Annotated in this window: 18 protein-coding genes and 1 other RNA gene; 12 read left to right on the forward strand and 7 right to left on the reverse strand. The window is 66.8% G+C overall.

The features are described 5' to 3' along the window. Nucleotides 1–36: 36 nt before the first annotated feature. Together B9Y97_RS17635 and acuI are read right to left on the reverse strand one after the other, a co-directional pair. Nucleotides 37–453 carry a universal stress protein gene (locus B9Y97_RS17635; protein ID WP_085527979.1) on the reverse strand — a complete coding sequence of 139 codons (417 nt, stop codon included), beginning with the start codon at nucleotides 451–453 and terminating at the stop codon, nucleotides 37–39. A gap of 203 nt (nucleotides 454–656) precedes the next feature. Beyond that, the gene (gene acuI, locus B9Y97_RS17640; RefSeq protein WP_085527980.1) at nucleotides 657–1649 is read right to left on the reverse strand and encodes an acryloyl-CoA reductase; all 993 of its coding nucleotides are present in this window, start codon (nucleotides 1647–1649) and stop codon (nucleotides 657–659) included. A gap of 48 nt (nucleotides 1650–1697) precedes the next feature. On the opposite strand from acuI, the gene B9Y97_RS17645 reads away from it, so the two are divergent. From B9Y97_RS17645 to B9Y97_RS17700, 12 genes are all read left to right on the forward strand, one after another. Further along, nucleotides 1698–2021 (forward strand): hypothetical protein, encoded by a 324-nt coding sequence (locus B9Y97_RS17645; protein WP_369596655.1) that lies wholly within the window; start codon nucleotides 1698–1700, stop codon nucleotides 2019–2021. A gap of 72 nt (nucleotides 2022–2093) precedes the next feature. Next, nucleotides 2094–2444, forward strand: a transfer-messenger RNA (tmRNA) gene (gene ssrA, locus B9Y97_RS17650). 68 nt (nucleotides 2445–2512) lie between these two features. After that, nucleotides 2513–3745 carry a chromate efflux transporter gene (gene chrA / locus B9Y97_RS17655; RefSeq protein ID WP_085528337.1) on the forward strand — a complete coding sequence of 411 codons (1233 nt, stop codon included), beginning with the start codon at nucleotides 2513–2515 and terminating at the stop codon, nucleotides 3743–3745. A 72-nt stretch (nucleotides 3746–3817) separates the two neighbouring features. After that, nucleotides 3818–4273 (forward strand): SspB family protein, encoded by a 456-nt coding sequence (locus tag B9Y97_RS17660; protein WP_085527981.1) that lies wholly within the window; start codon nucleotides 3818–3820, stop codon nucleotides 4271–4273. A gap of 77 nt (nucleotides 4274–4350) precedes the next feature. Further along, nucleotides 4351–5745 carry a class II fumarate hydratase gene (gene fumC, locus B9Y97_RS17665; RefSeq protein WP_085528338.1) on the forward strand — a complete coding sequence of 465 codons (1395 nt, stop codon included), beginning with the start codon at nucleotides 4351–4353 and terminating at the stop codon, nucleotides 5743–5745. A gap of 247 nt (nucleotides 5746–5992) precedes the next feature. Further along, on the forward strand, nucleotides 5993–6175 hold the full coding sequence (locus tag B9Y97_RS17670) for a DUF4169 family protein (protein ID WP_085527982.1): 183 nt from the start codon (nucleotides 5993–5995) through the stop codon (nucleotides 6173–6175). Beyond that, nucleotides 6172–6402: a ribbon-helix-helix domain-containing protein gene (locus B9Y97_RS17675; RefSeq protein ID WP_085527983.1), complete on the forward strand. Its 231-nt coding sequence runs from the start codon at nucleotides 6172–6174 to the stop codon at nucleotides 6400–6402. The genes B9Y97_RS17670 and B9Y97_RS17675 overlap by 4 nt, the downstream gene beginning before the upstream one ends. A gap of 54 nt (nucleotides 6403–6456) precedes the next feature. Beyond that, on the forward strand, nucleotides 6457–6786 hold the full coding sequence (locus tag B9Y97_RS17680) for an SMR family transporter (RefSeq protein ID WP_085527984.1): 330 nt from the start codon (nucleotides 6457–6459) through the stop codon (nucleotides 6784–6786). Nucleotides 6787–6846: 60 nt separating this feature from the next. Then, complete coding sequence (locus tag B9Y97_RS17685) at nucleotides 6847–7461, forward strand: YitT family protein (RefSeq protein WP_085527985.1); 615 nt, start codon at nucleotides 6847–6849, stop codon at nucleotides 7459–7461. 41 nt (nucleotides 7462–7502) lie between these two features. Next, the gene (locus B9Y97_RS17690; protein ID WP_085527986.1) at nucleotides 7503–8117 is read left to right on the forward strand and encodes a YitT family protein; all 615 of its coding nucleotides are present in this window, start codon (nucleotides 7503–7505) and stop codon (nucleotides 8115–8117) included. Nucleotides 8118–8214: 97 nt separating this feature from the next. After that, on the forward strand, nucleotides 8215–10038 hold the full coding sequence (gene typA, locus B9Y97_RS17695) for a translational GTPase TypA (protein WP_085527987.1): 1824 nt from the start codon (nucleotides 8215–8217) through the stop codon (nucleotides 10036–10038). Nucleotides 10039–10094: 56 nt separating this feature from the next. Next, nucleotides 10095–10679 (forward strand): VOC family protein, encoded by a 585-nt coding sequence (locus tag B9Y97_RS17700; protein ID WP_085527988.1) that lies wholly within the window; start codon nucleotides 10095–10097, stop codon nucleotides 10677–10679. Here B9Y97_RS17700 and B9Y97_RS17705 read toward each other — a convergent pair. From B9Y97_RS17705 to B9Y97_RS17725, 5 genes are all read right to left on the reverse strand, one after another. Further along, a complete protein-coding gene (locus tag B9Y97_RS17705; protein ID WP_085527989.1) occupies nucleotides 10676–10963 on the reverse strand; it encodes a DUF1330 domain-containing protein in 288 nt (95 codons plus the stop codon). The genes B9Y97_RS17700 and B9Y97_RS17705 overlap by 4 nt on opposite strands. 4 nt (nucleotides 10964–10967) lie before the next feature. Further along, entirely contained in the window at nucleotides 10968–13622 is a 2655-nt protein-coding gene (gene alaS, locus B9Y97_RS17710) for an alanine--tRNA ligase (protein ID WP_085527990.1), read from the reverse strand. A gap of 152 nt (nucleotides 13623–13774) precedes the next feature. Beyond that, a complete protein-coding gene (recA, locus tag B9Y97_RS17715) occupies nucleotides 13775–14857 on the reverse strand; it encodes a recombinase RecA (protein ID WP_085528339.1) in 1083 nt (360 codons plus the stop codon). A gap of 203 nt (nucleotides 14858–15060) precedes the next feature. Then, nucleotides 15061–17421 carry a hybrid sensor histidine kinase/response regulator gene (locus B9Y97_RS17720; protein WP_139828370.1) on the reverse strand — a complete coding sequence of 787 codons (2361 nt, stop codon included), beginning with the start codon at nucleotides 17419–17421 and terminating at the stop codon, nucleotides 15061–15063. 175 nt (nucleotides 17422–17596) lie between these two features. Next, nucleotides 17597–18760, reverse strand: coding sequence for an RsmB/NOP family class I SAM-dependent RNA methyltransferase (locus B9Y97_RS17725; RefSeq protein ID WP_085527992.1), 1164 nt, complete (start codon nucleotides 18758–18760; stop codon nucleotides 17597–17599). Nucleotides 18761–18782: the final 22 nt, after the last annotated feature.

Raw genomic sequence — 18782 nt, forward strand, 5'->3', positions numbered from 1 at the left:
CCTGGAATGACGTTGTTATCGTTGCGGGTGCGCGTGTCAGCCGCGCACCACGAGAACCGAAGCCCTGGAATGCCCTGCGATCTTGCCGCCGTTCGAGGGCCAGATGTAATCGACCAGACCCGGAATGTGGCTTTGCATCACCACGAGGTCGGCCCCGATCTCGTCGATCGTGTGCAGCAGCACGTCGTCGACATCCGTTGTCGGGTCGTGCGCGATGGTGGCATGCGCTTCGGCATCGATCGCGTGAGCAACGGCCTGCGCCTTGGCGAAGGCCTTGAGCTTTTCTGAGAACTCCGCCGGGTTGTGCGCCAGTTTGCCCGGTGTCGCGGTGCCCACACCCACGTAGGTCACCTTCGCGCCCCAATGCGCGGCAAGGTCGGCGGCGGTATCGAGCGCATGACCGAGGCTTTCGGTATGCGCCAGATCGACCGGCACCATGATATGTTTGAACATGATCCCTCCCGTCTCGCGCGAGGTGACCCGGCCCTTGCGAATGCCTCTGATTCGCTTGGGCGGCGCCCTCGCGTCGTTTTGGCCTTGGGGGGTGATACGGTGCCTCCGCACCACGTCCGCCCTCCGTGAAGGGTAACGGTAATGTGACCGAAAATGCAAAGGGCCGCGTCGCAACGCGGCCCGAAAACGACATTTCGACGGGGTCAGGCGTTGAGGTCGACCACCACCCGGCCCTTGACCCGGCCCTTGAGAATATCGGCCCCGAGGCGCGGCAGATCGGCCAGCGTGGCGGGCTGGATCATCGCCTCAAGCTTGTCCATCGGCAGATCGCGGGCGACCCGTTCCCAGGCGCGTTGGCGGTTCTCGAACGGCTGCATCACCGAATCGATCCCCAGCAGGTTGACCCCGCGCAACAGGAACGGCACGACCGTGGCAGGCAAGGCAGCGCCACCGGCAAGGCCCACGGCGGCGACCGAGGCACCGTATTTCATCTGTCCGAGCACCCGGGCCAGCATCGCGCCGCCCACCGCATCGACACAGCCCGCCCAGGTTTCGCTCTCGAGCGGACGCTTGACGGTTTCTGCAAGCTCTTCACGCGGCACGATCCGCGCCGCCCCAAGCCCCTTGAGGTAGCCTTCCTGTTCGGGCCGCCCGGTGACGCCGACGACCTCATAGCCCAGGTGAGCCAGGATCGCCGTGGCGACCGAGCCGACGCCGCCCGCCGCCCCGGTCACCAGAACCTCGCCCCTGTCGGGGGTCAGCCCGTGATCTTCCAGCGCCATCACCGCCAGCATCGCGGTGAAGCCCGCCGTGCCCACCGCCATCGCGTCCCGGGTGGTCAGCCCCTCGGGCAGCGGCACCAGCCAGTCGGCTTTCACCCGCGCCTTCTGGGCATAGCCGCCCCAGTGCACCTCGCCCACGCGCCAGCCGGTGAGCACCACCTTGTCGCCGGGCTTGTAGCGCGGATCGGTTGACGCCTCGACTGTGCCCGCGAAGTCGACCCCGGCGACATGCGGATAGCTGCGCACCAACCCGCCGCCCTTCGGCGACAGGCAAAGCCCGTCCTTGTAGTTCACGGTGGAATACTCGACGGCGACGGTGACATCGCCCTCCGGCAGCCGGTCGTCCCCGATCTCCTGGATGCGGGCTTCAGCCAGCCCGTCGCTGTTCTGGTCGAGAATGAGTGCTTTGAACATGGCGGCCCTCCGATTGTTTCACAGGTGATAGAGCCACTGGCGCATGAATTGAAGCCCGTTTACCCGCCGTTAACCCCGTTTGATCAATCTGCCGCCATGAAACAAATGCAGCTCGATTTCGACAGACCCCGCGCAGCGGACCTTTCGAGTCCGGAGATCTGGCTGAAAACGCTGTTCTCGTCCAAGGCGGCGCGCGACGGAAAGATCATTCGCCGCAGCCTGCGCGATATTCGCAGGTATTGCGGCTTGGAGGCCTTCCTGGCCGAAGTGAATCGTCGGGGCTACAGGGCCTTCGAGAACTCCGGGCAGGTGATCATCTTCTGCAATCACGCCCCGATCCGCCGGGTGTCTGAGACCGCCAACCGACCGTAACGTTTTCCGCTGCGGAAAACGCCACAAAATCCGCTGCGGATTTTGGCGCGAAATCTGCATCAGATTTCGTGCCCCCTTCACAGCACTGCCCGCAGGCCCTATATCTGTCTCGTTCCTTCGGGGACTATGGACATAAACGCGCTCGTAATAAGCGGATCGGACCCGGGGGCGGTACCCGGCGGCTCCACCAAACACCCGGCGTTGGCGGGACATGGGGCCGAAACAGGATCGACGAACGTCTAAAGGGGTTTGCTTTGTCCCGGTGAGGTACCACCGTTATCGGTCCGTAAAGCATAATTGCCAACGACAATCGTGCTCCGGTTGCTCTCGCTGCGTAAGCAGTGCGAAAGACCGAAACTTAAGCCCTTGCGCCTAGCCGCGTAAGGCGGGGTTCGCAGGCACCTGGCAACAGAAGCCTGCACCTACCTCCCTATCTCCCTATCTCGACTTCGGGCTTGCAGATGCCTCCGCGCCATGGGCAAATCGCCGCCATGCGCCCTGCCCTGTCCGCCCTCGTCATCACCTTCGGCCGGATCGGCCTGATGTCCTTCGGCGGGCCGGTGGCGCAGATCGGCGTGATGCAGCGCGAGTTGGTGGAAACGCGAAGCTGGCTCACCGAGGCGGAATTCCTCAAGGGTCTGAGCTTCGCGATGCTGCTGCCGGGGCCCGAGGCGATGCAGCTTGGCACCTATGCCGGCTGGCGGCTCCGCGGGATCACCGGCGGGCTGATCGCAGGCACGCTTTTCATTCTGCCCGGTGCGCTGGTGATGGCGGCGGTGGCCTGGGCCTACGGACGCTGGGGTGCGATGCCCGCGCTCGCCCCCGCCTTTCTCGGGATCAAGGCGGTGGTGATCGTGGTGCTGGTGCAGGCGCTGTGGCGGCTCGGCTCGCGGGCATTGCGCCGACCGTTGCATCATGGCCTCGCGCTCGCCGCGCTTGTCGCGATCGCGGTTGCCGGCTGGCCGTTCCCGCTAGTCGTTGCGCTCGCCGCGCTGGCGGGGCTTGCGGGGGGCCGCGGCGCGGGCGCCACGTCGCCCGCGCCGCGGCCGGGCCTGCGCGCGCCGCTCGCGGCAGGGGGCGGGTTTCTCGTGCTCTGGCTCGCGCCGCTCGCGGCGCTCTGGGCCGCGGGGACCGAGCGCCTGCTCGATGTCGGGCTGTTCTTCTCGCGCCTCGCGGTGGTCAGCTTTGGCGGTGCCTATGCCGCGCTCGCCTATACCGCGCAGGCCGCCGTCGAGGCCGAAGGCTGGCTCACCGCCGCGCAGATGGTCGACGGGCTGGGGCTGGCCGAATCCACGCCCGGCCCGCTGATCCTCGTCACCCAGTTCGTGGGGTATCTCGCCGGGCACGCTGCCGGCGGCGCGCCGCTCGGCTTTGCCGCCGCCGCGGTCACTCTCTGGGCCGTGTTCCTGCCCAGTTTCGTGCTCGTCTTCAGCCTCGCGCCGTTCCTCGAACGCCTCACCGCCCAACCCCGGATCACCGCCGCGATGGAGGGCGTGTCGGCCGCTGTCGTCGGCGTGATCGCCGCCCTCGGGCTCTATTTCGCCACCCATGTTCTGTTCGCCGAGGTCGCACCCTCGGGCCTGCCCGCCCCGGCGAGCCTGTCGCCGGTCGCGCTCGGACTGGTCGCGTTCGCTGCGGTCTTGCTGGTCCGCTTCCGGCTGTCCTTGCCGATCGCGCTCACCGCCACGGCGGGTGCGGGCGCACTCACCGGGCTGATCGGCTGACCTTGCCATTCGCGCCTTTTCTTCGGGCCCGAATCTCGTATGGTGTGAAAAAACTGCGCCCCGGGAGTTTCGATGTCGCGCTCGATCGACTATGGCAACCTGATGCACGACGCCATGCGGCGCCTGATACGCCAGGTGCTCGCGGACGTGGCCGACCACGGTCTGCCCGGCGCGCATCACTTCTTCATCAGCTTCGACACCGGCCACCCCGACGTGGAGATCGCCGACTGGCTGTCCGACCGTTTCCCCGACGACATGACGATCGTGATCCAGCACTGGTTCGACAATCTGAAGGTCGATGACGAGGGGTTCGCGATCACGCTCAATTTCGGCAACAACCCCGAGCCGATGTATATTCCCTACGACGCGATCCGCACCTTCGTCGATCCATCGGTCGAGTTCGGCCTGCGCTTCGAAAGCCAGGACGAAACCGACGACGAGCCGGACCCGCTGCCGCCCGACCAGCCCGAGGACGAAGACGGCGCGAAGGATGCCGAGGTCGTGCGCCTCGACCAGTTCCGCAAGTAGCCTGTTAGCGCCACCGTGATTGCGCGCGGAGCGCAGCTTCGCTAGACGGCATGCAACCGTATACGATGGAGCCCCCGATGACCAAGACCCGCACCGAAACCGACAGCTTCGGCCCGCTCGAAGTGCCCGCCGACAAGTATTGGGGCGCGCAGACGCAGCGGTCCTTGCTCAATTTCCCGATCGGCTGGGAAAAACAGCCCGTCGCCATCGTGCGCGCGCTCGGGGTGATCAAGCAGGCCTGCGCCGAGGCCAACAAGGCCGCAGGCGCGCTGGATGCGCGGATTGCCGACGCCATCGTCGCGGCGGCGGACGAGGTGATCGCGGGCAAGTTCGACGACAATTTCCCGCTCGTCGTCTGGCAGACCGGATCGGGCACGCAATCGAACATGAACGCCAACGAGGTCATCGCCAACCGCGCGATCGAGATCCTCGGCGGCGAGATCGGCTCGAAGGACCCTGTCCACCCCAACGATCACTGCAACATGGGGCAAAGCTCGAACGACACCTTCCCGACCGCGATGCATATCGCCACCGCGATGAGCATCCGCGACGTGCTGATGCCGGGGCTCGACAAGCTGGCGGCCGGGCTCGAAGCCAAGAGCGCCGAGTTCAAGGACATCATCAAGATCGGCCGCACCCATACCCAGGACGCCACGCCGCTCACGCTGGGGCAGGAGTTTTCCGGCTATGCCGCGCAGATCCGGGGCGGGATCAGGCGCATCGAGGCGGCCCTGCCGGGGATCTACGAGCTGGCGCAAGGCGGCACCGCCGTCGGCACCGGGCTGAACACCCGGCCCGGCTGGGGCGAGGAGGTGGCCGCCAACATGGCGCGGATCACCGGGTTGCCCTTCGTCACCGCGCCCAACAAGTTCGAAGCACTCGCGGCGCATGACGCGATGGTGTTCATGTCGGGCGCGCTCGCCACGGTGGCGGGGGCGATGTACAAGATCGCCAACGACATCCGCTTCCTCGGCTCCGGCCCGCGCTCGGGACTGGGCGAGCTGATCCTGCCGGAAAACGAGCCCGGCTCCTCGATCATGCCCGGCAAGGTCAACCCGACCCAGGCCGAGGCAATGACCCAGGTGGCCGCGCACGTGATGGGCAACGATGCCGCGATCAAGTTCGCAGGCTCGCAAGGCCATTTCGAGCTCAACGTCTACAACCCGATGATGGCCTACAACCTGCTCCAGTCGATCCAGCTTCTGGGCGACGCCGCCGACAGCTTCACCGAGCGCATGCTGAACGGCATCAAGGCCAACGAGGCGCGCATCGAGAAGCTGATGAAGGAAAGCCTGATGCTGGTGACGGCGCTGGCCCCCAGCATCGGCTACGACAACGCCACCAAGGTGGCCAAGACCGCCCACAAGAACGGCACCACCCTGCGCGAAGAGGCGATCGCGCTCGGCTTCGTCGATGGCGAGACCTTCGACCGCGTGGTGCGTCCCGAAGACATGATCGGGCCGAAGGGCTGAGAGCGCCGGGGGCTGTCTGCCCCGTCGTGCCGGAGGCGCGCCGCTGGAGCGCCGGGGGGCTGTCTGCCCCGTCGTGCCGGAGGCGCGCCGCTGGAGCGCCGGGGGGCTGTCTGCCCCGTCGTGCCGGAGGCGCGCCGCTGGAGCGCCGGGGGGCTGTCTGCCCCCCGGACCCCCCGAAGGTATTTTCGGACCCAAGAAGAGGGGCGCGGGGCTTTCTCCCGGCCGCCGCATCGGGCATGATCGGGGCATGAGCGACGTCACCAACCTGAACCGTTTCCGCAAGCACAAGGCGCGCGCCTCGAAACGCGCGCAGGCCGACGCGAACGCCGTGAAACACGGCCGCACGAAAGCGCAGAAAGAAGCCGAACGCTTGCGCGCCGAACAGGCTGCGCGGGCGCTCGAAGCCCATCGCAAGGCGGAGGAGACATGAGCGACGCCCGGCCGGTAAAACACTCGCTCACGCTCCGGGGGCACCGCACCTCGGTTTCGCTGGAAGACCCGTTCTGGAGCGCCTTTCGCGAGATCGCCGAGGCCGAGGGCAAGGGCGTCAACCAGCTTGCCGCCGAAATCGACGAGGCGCGCGGGGTGTCGGCCGGGCTGGCCTCGGCGATCCGGGTTTTCGTGCTCGACCACTACCGCAACCGGCTGCGCTCGTGATGCCGGCCGCGCGCCGTCGCCGCCCGACAACCCGACATCCGGGGGATTGAGACCATGCCCTACCTGATCCTGTTCTTCGCCGTGGCCTTCGAGACCATCGGCACCACCGCGCTTCAGGCCAGCCAGCAATTCACCAGGCTCGGCCCCTCGATCATCGTGGTCGTCGCCTACGCGGTGAGTTTTCTGCTGCTTGGCTGGGTGCTGAAGTTCCTGCCCGTCGGGATCGCCTACGCGATGTGGTCGGGGCTCGGGATCGTCTTCATCGCGCTGATCGGCCGCGCGGTCTTCGGCCAGCGGCTCGACCTGCCCGCCGTGATCGGCATGGCGATGATCCTCGGCGGTATTCTCGTGATCCACCTGTTCTCGACCAGCGCGCCGCACTGAGGCTGGCCTTTCGCGCGCCCCGGCGCTACCGATGCGCCAACCCTCAGCCAAAGGCCCGCCATGCTCCTGCTCTCTGCCCCACCCGACCGCCACACCCGCCTCGAAGACGCGCTGGCGCTCGTCACCGGCACCGCGCTGATGGCGCTCTCGGTGCTGTTCCTGCGCGCCTCGGGGTTGATCACCGGCCAGATCGCGGGGCTGTCGCTGGTGGCCTCCTATGCCTCGGGCTGGTCGTTCGGTTTGCTGTTCTTTGCGCTCAACCTGCCGTTCTACGGCTTCGCCATCGCCCGCATGGGTTGGCGTTTCACGGTGAAAACCTTTCTCGCGGTGGCGTTGCTCTCGGTCATGGTGGAGGGGCTCGACCGGCTGGTGACGCTGGAAATCGCCCACCCCGCGCCTGCCGCCTTTCTCGCCGGGGTCATTGCCGGCACCGGGCTTCTGGTGCTGTTTCGCCACGGCGCCACGCTCGGCGGGGTCGGCATTCTCGCGCTCTACCTCCAGGATCGCCTTGGCCTGCGCGCGGGCGTGATCCAGCTCGGCTTCGACGCGGTTGTGTTTGCCGTCGCCTTCTTCCTCTTTCCCACCGCCATCGTTGGCTGGTCGCTGGCGGGCGCGGTGCTGCTCAACCTTCTGATCACCCTCAACCATCGGCGCGACCGCTACATCGCGCGCTGAACCTCTTGACGGGACGCGGGGCACGGCGCATGTAATAGGTCATGACTGCTGACCCGAATACAACGCCCCGCTATGCCCCGCACGAAGACGCGCAGGGCCTGCTCGTGGCCTCGATCGAGGCCGCGCTCGGCATTCATCTGCTGCGCGCGGCGGGGCTGGTCACCGGCGGCACGGCTGGCATGGCGCTGATCCTGTCCTACCTCGGCGGCTGGTCGTTCGGGCTGGTCTTCTTCCTCGTCAACATCCCGTTCTTCGCACTGGCACTCTGGGCGCGGGGCCGGGTATTTTTCGTCAAGTCGCTGGCCACCGTGGCGCTGGTCTCGCTCCTCGCCGAGGCGTTGAAACCGCTGTTCGACGTGGGCCAGATCCATCCCGGCGTAGCGGCGGTGCTGTTCGGGGTGACTGCGGGCGTCGGCCTCCTGGGCCTGTTTCGTCATTCCGGCAGCCTCGGCGGCGTGTCGATCGTTGCGCTGATCCTGCAGGACCGCTTCGGCCTGCGCGCGGGATACGTCCAGATCGCACATGACGTGGTCCTCTTTGCCGTCGCCGCCTTGATCCTGCCACCCGACCGCGTGGCCTGGTCGCTGGTGGGGGCGCTGGTGCTCAACCTCGTGATCGCGTTCAACCACCGGCGCGACTGGTACGTGGTGAGCTGAGCGGGCCGCGGCCCGGTTTCACCGATCGCCGTTTTCAGGGCTGGCCTTTCGCCCGGGGCCACGTTATGGCCCGGCGACGAAACCCGAAAGGCACCCCATGGATCTGCGCAACATCGCCATCATTGCCCACGTCGACCACGGCAAGACCACGCTCGTCGACGAGCTTCTGAAGCAATCGGGCGCGTTTCGCGAGAACCAGGCCACCGCCGAGCGGATGATGGATTCCAACGACCTCGAACGCGAGCGCGGCATCACCATCCTTGCCAAGGCCACCAGCGTCGAGTGGAAGGGCACCCGGATCAACATCGTCGATACCCCCGGCCACGCCGATTTCGGCGGCGAGGTCGAGCGCATCCTGAGCATGGTCGACGGCGTGGTGCTGCTGGTCGATGCCGCCGAGGGGCCGATGCCGCAAACCAAGTTCGTCACCTCGAAGGCGCTGGCGCTCGGCCTGCGCCCGATCGTCGTGCTCAACAAGGTCGACAAGCCCGACGCCGAGCCCGACCGCGCGCTCGACGAGGTGTTCGACCTGTTCGCCAACCTCGGGGCCGACGACGACCAGCTCGACTTCCCCCACCTCTACGCCTCCGGCCGCTCCGGCTGGTGCGATCCCGAGCTTGACGGGCCGCGAAAGGACCTGCACGCGCTGTTTCAACTCGTGGTGAACCACGTGCCCGCGCCGCGCCAGATCAAGCGCCAGGGCGAGGATTTCACCATGCTCGCCACCACCCTCGGGGCCGACCCCTTCGTCGGGCGCATCCTCACCGGGCGGATCGAGAGCGGCCGGGTCAAGGTTGGCCAGACGGTGCAGGCGCTTAGCCGCATCGGCCAGAAGATCGAACAATTCCGGGTTACCCGGGTGCAGGCCTTCCGCGGCCTCGGCCAGCAGGATATCGAGATCGGCGAAGCCGGCGATATCGTCTCGCTCGCCGGCATGTCGAAGGCCACCGTGGCCGACACGATCTGCGCCCTCGCGGTCGACACCCCGATCGACGCTCAACCGATCGACCCGCCGACGATCACCGTCACCTTCGGGATCAACGACAGCCCGCTGGCAGGCCGCGACGGCAAGAAGGTGCAAAGCCGGGTGATCCGCGAGCGGCTGATGAAGGAAGCCGAGAGCAACGTCGCGATCAAGATCGCCGACACGCCGGGCGGCGAGGCCTTCGAGGTTTCGGGCCGGGGCGAATTGCAGATGGGCGTGCTGATCGAGAACATGCGCCGCGAGGGCTTCGAGCTTTCGATCTCGCGCCCGCAGGTGATCATGCGCGAAGGCGACAACGGCCAGGTGCTGGAGCCGGTCGAGGAAGTCACCATCGACGTCGACGACGAATATTCCGGCGCAGTGATCGAGAAGATCACCGGCGCGCGCAAGGGCGATCTCGTCGAGATGAAACCGGCCGGTGCCGGCAAGACCCGGATCATTGCCCACGTGCCCTCGCGCGGGCTGATCGGCTATCACGGCGAGTTTCTCACCGACACCCGCGGCACCGGGGTGCTCAACCGCGTCTTCCACGGCCACACCCCGCACAAGGGCCCGATCGAGGGCCGGCGCGCGGGCGTGCTGATCTCGATGGAAAACGGCGAGGCGGTGGCCTATGCGCTGTGGAACCTCGAAGAGCGCGGCAAGATGTTCGTCGAGCCGCAGGAGAAGGTCTACCAGGGCATGATCATCGGCGAACATGCGCGCGAGAACGATCTCGAGGTCAACCCGCTGAAGGGCAAGAAGCTCACCAACGTGCGCGCCTCGGGCACCGACGAGGCGGTGCGCCTGACCCCGATCAGCCGGATGAGTCTTGAACAGGCAATCGCCTATATCAACGACGACGAGCTTGTCGAGGTGACCCCGAACGCGATCCGGTTGCGCAAGCGCCACCTCGATCCGCACGAACGCAAGCGCGCCGCGCGCGGCGGAGCCTGACGCCGCGGCGGTTGGCGATGCGGGCCTGACGCGCTAGGCTGGTCCGAGGGCCAGCCATGCACAAGCTCCAGGTTCAGGGCGTGCATCACATCACGCTCAACGGTGCCGACCGTCAGACCTCGATAGATTTCTGGGAGGGGGTGCTCGGCATGCCCTTCCTCTTCGAGCAGCCCAACCTCGACAATCCCGGCGAGGGCCATCTCTACTTCGATCCCGGCGACGGCAGGTTGATCACGATCTTCACCAACGAGGCGCGCCCGCCCGATCCCCGTCCGACCGCGCGCGAGCCGGGCAACGTGCATCATATCGCGTTCAATGTCTCGAAAGCGGTGTTCTCGCAGGCGGTGGAGCGGCTCGACGCGCGCGGCATTCCGCATTCCGGGCCGAAAGACCGGGGGTTCATGGATTCGATCTACTTCCGCGACCCCCTCGGACTGCTGATCGAACTTGCCTGCTACCGGTTCGATCCACCCGTCGGCTGCAGCCACGCCGAGGTTCTGGCCGAAGCGCACCAGATCCGGGTTGCGCGCGGCGATCACGCCATTGGCGTGGTGCATCTTGCCGATGCCATCGAGCGCCTTGTGAAGGCCCGCAGCCGATCGCTTTCGGATGACCCGAACGAGACAGGCGCCCGCAGCTAGTTGGCGATCTCCACGATCACGAGGTCGCGCTCGCTGGCACCCCGGGCATGATCGAGCGCGGCCTGGTACTCGGGACTTTCGTAGCAGGCTTGCGCCGCTTCGAGCGATGCAAAGCGCGCCACCACGTTGCGCGGGCGGTCGCGGCCCTCAAGTTGGACGTAGCGCCCGCCCCTGGCGATGAATTCACCGCCGTGTTTCGCGATGGCAGGTCCGGCCAGTTCGGCATATCGGCCGTACGCCTCGGCATCGGTGACGGTGACATGGGCGATCCAGAGCGCGGCCACAGGTTCAGCCCCCGATCACGGCTTCGGCGGCGGCGATGGCCGCCTCGGCCTGCGCCGGATCGGCCCCGCCGCCTTGCGCCATGTCGGGCCGACCGCCGCCGCCCTTGCCGCCAAGCGCGGCCACCGCTGCGCGCACCAGATCGACCGCCGAGACTTTCGCGGTCAGATCGGCGGTCACCCCGGCGGCCACCGCGGCCTTGCCATCGACCTCGGCGATGAGCAGCACCGCGCCCGAGCCGATGCGGGCCTTGTGATCGTCGATCAGCGGCGGCAGGTCCTTGCCCGAAACCCCGCTGAGCACCTGTGCAAGGAAGGGCACGCCGTTGATATCCTTCGGCTTTGCCGCCTCCTGCGCGCCACCCGACATCGCCAGTTCGCGCCTCAGCTGGGCCACCTCGGCCTGCAGTGCCTTGCGTTCGTCGATCAGCGCGCGCACCCGCGTCACCAGCTCGTCGGGCTGGGTCTTGAGCGTATCCGAAAGCTCCGCCACGCGGCCCGCAGCGCGCTCCAGCCAGGCGAAGGCTTCCTTGCCGGTCAACGCCTCGACCCGCCGCACGCCGGAGGCGGAGGCACTGTCGCCGAGCAGGACGAAAAGCCCGATATCGCCGGTGCGCGCCACATGCGTGCCGCCGCAGAGCTCGATCGAATAGGTTTCGCCATCGGTGCCCTTGCCGGTGGGCGCGCGGCCCATCGACACCACGCGCACCTCGTCGCCGTATTTCTCGCCAAAGAGCGCCTGCGCGCCGACGGCGCGGGCGTCATCCGGGGTCATCACCCGGGTTTCCACCGCCGAGTTCTGGCGGATATAGGCGTTCACCTCGCGCGCGACATTGTGCAATTCCTGCGCGCCGAGCGCCTTGTTGTGGCTGAAATCGAAGCGCAGCCGGTCGGGCGCGTTGAGCGATCCGCGTTGTGCGACGTGCTCGCCCAACTCCTGGCGCAACGCCTCGTGCAGCAGGTGCGTGGCGGAATGGTTCGCCCGGATCGCGGTCCGGCGGATATGATCGACCGCCAGCTCCGCGCCCTGCCCGCGCGCGATCTCGCCCGCCTCGATCTCGGCGACATGGATGAACACGCCCGCCACCTTCTGGCAATCGGTCACCCGCGCGCTGCCGGTCTCGGTGCGGATCAACCCGGTGTCACCAACCTGCCCGCCGGATTCGGCATAGAACGGCGTCTGGTTCACCACGATCTGGACCTTGGCCCCCGCGCCCGCGGCATCGACCTCGGCACCGTCCTTGACGATGGCCAGCACCTGCCCCTCGGCGTTCTCGGTATCGTAGCCGAGAAACTCGGTGACACCGCTGGCCTCGGCGATATCGAACCAGAGCGTTGCGTCTGCCGCCTCGCCGGAGCCCGACCACGCCGCGCGTGCCTTGGCCTTCTGCTCGGCCATCGCGGCGTCGAAACCTGCCGTATCGACGCTCCGACCCTTCTCGCGCAGCGCATCCTGGGTCAGATCGAGTGGAAAGCCGTAAGTGTCGTAGAGTTTGAACGCGGTCTCGCCCGGCAGATCGGCGTCGTCGGGCAGATCCGACAATTCGTCATCGAGCAGCTTGAGACCACGATCCAGCGTCGCCTTGAAACGGGTCTCCTCGGTGAGCAACGTGTCCGCGATCAAGACCTGCGCCCGGCCAAGCTCGGGGTAGGCCTGGCCCATCTGGCGCACAAGCTCGGGCACCAGCCGGTGCATCACCGGGTCTTGCGCGCCCAGAAGGTGGGCATGCCGCATCGCCCGGCGCATGATCCGGCGCAACACGTAGCCGCGCCCCTCGTTCGAGGGCATCACCCCATCGGCGATCAGGAACGAGGTGGAGCGCAAGTGGTCGGCGATCACCCGGTGGTGGATGTTTCCCGACCCATCGGGATCGGCACTGGTGGCATGGGCCGAGGCCTCGATCAGCGCGCGCATGAGGTCGGTGTCGTAGTTGTCGTGCTTGCCTTGCAGCAGTGCGCCGATCCGCTCGAGCCCCATGCCGGTATCGATCGACTGCATCTCGAGATCGACCATCGAGCCGTCTTCGAACTGCTCGTTCTGCATGAACACGAGGTTCCAGATCTCGATGAAACGGTCGCCGTCTTCCTCGGGCGAGCCGGGCGGACCGCCCCAGATATGCTCGCCGTGATCGAAGAAAATCTCGGTGCATGGGCCGCAGGGGCCGGTCGGGCCCATCTGCCAGAAATTGTCGGAGGTGGGGATCCGGATGATCCGCTCGTCGGGCAGCCCGGCCACCTTCTTCCAGATCTGCGCCGCCTCGTCGTCGGTGTGGTAGACGGTAACCAGCAGCTTGTCTTTCGGGATTGCGAAATCCTTGGTCAGCAGCTCCCAAGCGAAGGGAATCGCCTGCTCCTTGAAGTAGTCGCCGAAGGAGAAGTTGCCCAGCATCTCGAAAAACGTGTGGTGGCGCGCGGTGTAGCCGACATTGTCGAGATCGTTGTGCTTGCCGCCGGCGCGCACGCATTTCTGCGCCGTGGTCGCCCGGGTGTAGTCGCGGTGCTCGACCCCGGTGAACAGGTTCTTGAACTGCACCATGCCCGAATTGACGAACATCAATGTCGGGTCGTTGCGCGGCACCAGCGGCGAGCTGTCGACGACCTGGTGGCCGTTGCGCTCGAAGTAACCGAGGAAAGTGGAGCGGATGTCGTTCAGGCTGGCCATGGGTGTTTTCAGCTGTCCTTGCCGGGGTCGGGCGTGATGGTCGCGGCCGTTATGGCCGATCGCCCCCGGTTTAATTGGGCCCCGGGCAAGTGTCCATAAAAGAACAGCCGGGGCGCGGGGCCCCGGCCGTCATGCCGTCCGGTCAAACCGTATCAGGCTTCCATCAAGTCGTCGCCATCCGACCCGTCCCCGCCCTCGGTCATGTCGAACTCCAGACCATGGGCGGCGCGAATCTTGTCTTCGATCTCGAGCGCCATCTTCGGGTTTTCCTTGAGGAAGGTCTTGGCATTCTCGCGGCCCTGGCCGATCCTCTCGTCGCCGTAGGAGAACCAGGCACCGGACTTGTCGACCACGCCCGCCTTCACCCCGAGATCGAGCAACTCGCCGGTCTTGGAGATGCCCTCGCCATACATGATGTCGAACTCGACCTGCTTGAATGGCGGTGCCACCTTGTTCTTCACCACCTTCACCCGGGTTGCATTGCCCACCACCTCGTCGCGGTCCTTGATCGCGCCGATCCGGCGGATATCGAGCCGGACCGAAGAGTAGAACTTCAGCGCGTTGCCGCCGGTGGTGGTTTCGGGGCTGCCGAACATCACGCCGATCTTCATCCGGATCTGGTTGATGAAGATCACCATGCATTTCGAGCGCGAGATCGAACCGGTGAGCTTGCGCATCGCCTGGCTCATGAGCCGCGCCTGCACGCCGACGCTCGAATCGCCCATGTCGCCCTCGAGTTCGGAGCGCGGCGTGAGCGCCGCCACCGAGTCGACCACAACCATGCTCACCGCGCCCGAGCGCACCAGCGTATCGACGATTTCGAGCGCCTGCTCGCCGGTGTCAGGCTGCGAGATCAGCAGCTCGTCAAGGTTGACGCCCAGCTTGCGCGCGTAGAGCGGATCAAGCGCGTGTTCGGCATCGACAAAGGCGCAGACGCCGCCCTTCTTCTGCTCCTCGGCCACGCAATGCAGGGTGAGCGTGGTCTTGCCGGAACTTTCCGGCCCGTAGATCTCGATGATCCGCCCGTTCGGCAAGCCGCCGATGCCGAGCGCGATGTCGAGCCCGAGCGAACCGGTCGAGGTGGCCTCGATCTCGGCAACCGGGTTGTCGGCCCCGAGCCGCATGATCGACCCCTTGCCGAACTGCCGCTCGATCTGGGCAAGCGCCGAGTCGAGCGCTTTCTGCTTTTCGCTGTCGCGCTTGGTGGTCATGTCGAGAAGATCCGCCGTTGCCATCGTTTCCATCCTTATTTCACACCGGACGCCGGGCGGCAATCACCGCGCATATTCGCCCTTTGTTCTTCGCCGCACCATGCGCACAAACCGAGAACAATTCAAGTTTCTTTTTCTTCACCCACCTTGGCATCTCAATGGTTAACGCTTCGTTGACAACGGCGGGGAAATTGTCCCGGACCTTGGCGCGCCGGCAAAACCGGCCCTCAATGCAGTTGCCGCGACACGGTTTCGGTGAGTTCCGAAAGCGAGAACGGCTTCGGCAGGAAGACCGCGTTCGGAATCCGGTTCCGGTGTTCGGCAACCGAGTCCTCCGCGTAGCCGGAGACGAAGACCACCCGCACGCCCGGGCGGGCACGCAGGGCCTCGCTCACCCATGTTGGCCCGTCCATCCCCGGCATCACCACGTCGGTGACGAACACATCCACTTCAAGGCTCTCGTCTTCGAGCGTTTTCAAAGCCTCCTCGGCACTTTCTGCCTCCAGGACGGTGAAGCCACGCAGCCGAAGTGCGCGTGACGCGAAGGCGCGCACCGGGGCCTCGTCTTCGACGAGCAGCACGATCCCGCCCTCGCGCGGCGCGGCAGCATGGGTTGGCCGCGGCAGATCGCCATTGGGCTCACCGATTGGCAGGCCGGACAACGCGCGCACCGGCACCGCCGCGCCGATTGCATCGCCGGGCCGATCTTCCGGCGGCACCGCAAGTGCTGCGGCGGCCGCCGTTTCGGCCGTCAGGTCAGACCGGCAAACCGGGAAATACAGCGTGAAGGTGGTGCCCACGCCCTCCACCGAATCGACGAAGACATAGGCCCCGGATTGCTTCACGATGCCGTAGACCATGCTCAGTCCGAGCCCGGTGCCCTTGCCCGCGCCCTTGGTGGTGAAGAACGGCTCGAATATCTTGCCGCGATGTTCCGGGCTGATGCCACGCCCCTCGTCGATCACCTTGATGGTAACATAATCGCCCGCCGGAACCACCGCCCGGTCACGTTCCAGCGGGCGCTCGAGCAAGTGATTCTCCAGCACCAGGCGGATCTTGCCGCCGGCCGGCATCATCGCGTCGCGGGCGTTGACCACGAGGTTCATCAACACCTGTTCGAGCTGGCGCTTGTCGGCGCGGACCGGCAGGACCGGGTGGCCCGGCTCGAACGAGAGCTGCACCCGCTCACCGACAAGACGGCCGAGCAGGTGGCTGAGATCGCCCATGGTATCGGCCAGGTCGAGCCGTTCGAGGCGCAGGGTCTGCTTGCGCGAAAACGCCAGCAACTGGCTGACCAGCGCCGCCGCGCGGTTGGCGTTCTGGGAAATCTGGCTGAGATCGGCAAAATCCGGATCGCCCGCGTCATGGCGCAGCAGCAACAGGTCGCAATGGCCCGAAATCGCGGTCAGCAGGTTGTTGAAATCATGCGCGACGCCGCCTGCAAGTTGCCCGATCGCCTGCATTTTCTGGCTCTGGACAAACTGCGTCTCCAGCGTTTTCAACTCGGTCGCGTCATTCAGAACCGCGACCAGCGCAGGCCCGGCATCGTCGTGAAACTGTTCGAGCGACACCTGCAGGAAGCGATCGTCGGCCTTGGCGGCGCGCATGGTCTCGACCCGCCCCAGGTGACGCCCTTCCCAGGCCTCCCGCAGCCAGTCCGAAAGCGGCCGGCCCAGCCCTTCGAGCTGGTCCGACAAATGGCTGCCGATCGCCGCATCATCGCCCAGCAACCGGCGCGCGCGCGCGGTGGCCATGGTGATCGTGCCCTCTTTGTCGAGCCTGACCAGCGGAACCGGGAGGCGCTCCAGGATCCCCCATTCGCCGGGGCCTAGGCGGTGTTGGCGGGCATCCGGCACCAGGTAGATCTCGCGCCGCCCGGCGGAGAGCGGCGCCTCGATCACCAGCACGTCGACCGGCCCGTTTGCCCCGGCGACCCGATGGGTCTCGCCCGGCCGCAGCGGCAATTCGGTGAACACCCGGTCGAGCGCGGTTTCCCGCCCGCCGAGCAGCCGGCGCAGCACCTCGTTCATGAAAAGGATCGTGCCGTTCTTCGACACCGTCATCATCGGCAGCGAGATCGTCTCGCCGCCAAGACCCGCGGTGCCGCGATCCGCGAGATGCGCGATCTCGTCGCTGCGCCAAAGGAACCCCTCATCCCCGACGCAATGCACCGATAGCCGCATTTGGCCATCACGGATGACCAGGTCTTTCTGTGCCGCACCGCCCGCGAGCGCCTTGTTCTGAAGCCGGTAGATCACCGTCGCGGGCGCGGCGAACTGGTCGGCAAAAGCCGCCGCCAGGGTGCTGCCGACGCCGGCCCCCGCGTACCGCGTGCGCGCGGCGGAATTCATGTAGAGGATTTCACCGTCACGGTCGGCGATGAAGCACGGCACGGCATCGCGCGCGACGAATTCCGCGATCGTGTCGAGCAGATCGGCGCGGGCGCGGCGATGCCGAAGCACAAGTGCCCGCACCAGCACCGCGAGGGCGACGAAGGTGGCGCCCAGCACGACAAGCGCCAGCCCGGGCACTCCCGGCACCACCCGAGCGATGCCCAGCGGCACCACGCCGAGGGCAAGAAACCACATCGCCTTCGGCCCAAGTTCGAGCGCCGCCCGTGTTGCGGGGCGTGGTGACAACGCCGGGTGCGGCAAGACGGCCCCCTCTCGTGATTCGGACCCCCGCATTAGGCTCCGACGTCATTAACAGCCGATTAACGCGCACCGGCGAACTCAACCTGTAATTGAGTAAACCGATCACGCCTCACCGCGTCAAGAGAGCGAGGAAAAACCCGTCGCCGCCATCCAGCGGCGTGAACCGGCGCGAAAGGGTGCAGCGCCAGTCCGGGTGACGGGCCAGAAATCCGGTGATCTGGGCGGTGTTCTCCGCCTCGATCAGCGAACAGGTGGCATAGGCCAGCCAGCCGCCGGGCGCGACGAAATCTCGGATTTCATCAAGAATACCAGCCTGTATGTCGCAAAGCTCATCCAACCTGTCAGGCGTCAGATCCCATTTTCCCTGCGGGTTGCGTCGCCATGCGCCGGAGCCCGAGCAGGGCGCATCGGCCAGCACGAGGTCGAATCCCCAATCGGCTTGACGCGCGCCCGGGGGCAGCATGGCCACCTTCGCCCCGGCGCGGGCCGCGCGGGCGGGCAGATCGCGCATCCGTCCGGCGTCGATGTCATGCGCCGTCACCGCGGCACCGCGCGCCGCCAGGGCGAGGCTCTTGCCGCCACCGCCCGCGCAATAATCGAGCACCCGCGACCCGGCGGCGACGGGCAGAAGATCCACCACCGCCTGGCTTGCGGCGTCCTGAAGCTCCACAAGACCGTCGCGGTAGGCCGCACTCGCCTGCACCTTTCGCGCGCCTTCGACCACCTCCAGCGCGCCGGGCGAAAGCGGGTGCGGACGGGCGGCGATCCCTTCCCCGGCCAAGGCTGCGCGGGCGGCTTCAAGCGTGATGCGGGCAAGGTTGACGCGCAGAAAAACCGGGGCGCGGTGGCGCAGCGCCGCCATCGCCGGGGCGAAATCCTCGCCGAGGCTCGCGCGCAGCGGGGGCACGAGCCAGTCGGGACAATCGAGCCGCACCGCTTCGGGCAGATCCGCAAGCCCCGGCCCCTCGCCCTCGCCCGGCGCGAGCGGTTCGGGCGCGTGGCCCTCGCCGGTGAACCAGGCGTTCGGGTCTTCGTCGCGCGCTTTGAGCGCGCCGATCATCAGCCCGCGCCCGCTCTCGCCGCCGCCAAGCGCCGCATGGCTGCGCCGACACCGGACGGACTCGAACACGTGGTCGCGGATCGCCGCGCGATCCTTGGACCCGGCAAAGCGGTGGCCGCGTGCCCAGTTGGTCAGCGCACGCTCCAGCGGCGCCCCCTCGAGCCAGCTATCGAGCACCTCGATGGCGGCGGCGATGCGTGCGGCGGGAGTCATGCCGACACCTCAAGTTCGCGGC

Origin of the sequence: Maritimibacter sp. HL-12 (assembly GCF_900177545.1) — a bacterium.
In the GTDB taxonomy this organism is placed as follows: domain Bacteria; phylum Pseudomonadota; class Alphaproteobacteria; order Rhodobacterales; family Rhodobacteraceae; genus Sinisalibacter.

Bases quoted from the DNA above. Each gene is read 5' to 3' on its own strand.
- B9Y97_RS17635 (WP_085527979.1), bottom strand. From the start codon at position 453: ATGTTCAAACATATCATGGTGCCGGTCGATCTGGCGCATACCGAAAGC.
- acuI (WP_085527980.1), bottom strand. From the start codon at position 1,649: ATGTTCAAAGCACTCATTCTCGACCAGAACAGCGACGGGCTGGCTGAA.
- chrA (WP_085528337.1), top strand. From the start codon at position 2,513: ATGCGCCCTGCCCTGTCCGCCCTCGTCATCACCTTCGGCCGGATCGGC.
- B9Y97_RS17660 (WP_085527981.1), top strand. From the start codon at position 3,818: ATGTCGCGCTCGATCGACTATGGCAACCTGATGCACGACGCCATGCGG.
- fumC (WP_085528338.1), top strand. From the start codon at position 4,351: ATGACCAAGACCCGCACCGAAACCGACAGCTTCGGCCCGCTCGAAGTG.
- B9Y97_RS17670 (WP_085527982.1), top strand. From the start codon at position 5,993: ATGAGCGACGTCACCAACCTGAACCGTTTCCGCAAGCACAAGGCGCGC.
- B9Y97_RS17675 (WP_085527983.1), top strand. From the start codon at position 6,172: ATGAGCGACGCCCGGCCGGTAAAACACTCGCTCACGCTCCGGGGGCAC.
- B9Y97_RS17680 (WP_085527984.1), top strand. From the start codon at position 6,457: ATGCCCTACCTGATCCTGTTCTTCGCCGTGGCCTTCGAGACCATCGGC.
- B9Y97_RS17685 (WP_085527985.1), top strand. From the start codon at position 6,847: ATGCTCCTGCTCTCTGCCCCACCCGACCGCCACACCCGCCTCGAAGAC.
- B9Y97_RS17690 (WP_085527986.1), top strand. From the start codon at position 7,503: ATGACTGCTGACCCGAATACAACGCCCCGCTATGCCCCGCACGAAGAC.
- typA (WP_085527987.1), top strand. From the start codon at position 8,215: ATGGATCTGCGCAACATCGCCATCATTGCCCACGTCGACCACGGCAAG.
- B9Y97_RS17700 (WP_085527988.1), top strand. From the start codon at position 10,095: ATGCACAAGCTCCAGGTTCAGGGCGTGCATCACATCACGCTCAACGGT.
- alaS (WP_085527990.1), bottom strand. From the start codon at position 13,622: ATGGCCAGCCTGAACGACATCCGCTCCACTTTCCTCGGTTACTTCGAG.
- recA (WP_085528339.1), bottom strand. From the start codon at position 14,857: ATGGCAACGGCGGATCTTCTCGACATGACCACCAAGCGCGACAGCGAA.
- B9Y97_RS17720 (WP_139828370.1), bottom strand. From the start codon at position 17,421: ATGTGGTTTCTTGCCCTCGGCGTGGTGCCGCTGGGCATCGCTCGGGTG.
- B9Y97_RS17725 (WP_085527992.1), bottom strand. From the start codon at position 18,760: ATGACTCCCGCCGCACGCATCGCCGCCGCCATCGAGGTGCTCGATAGC.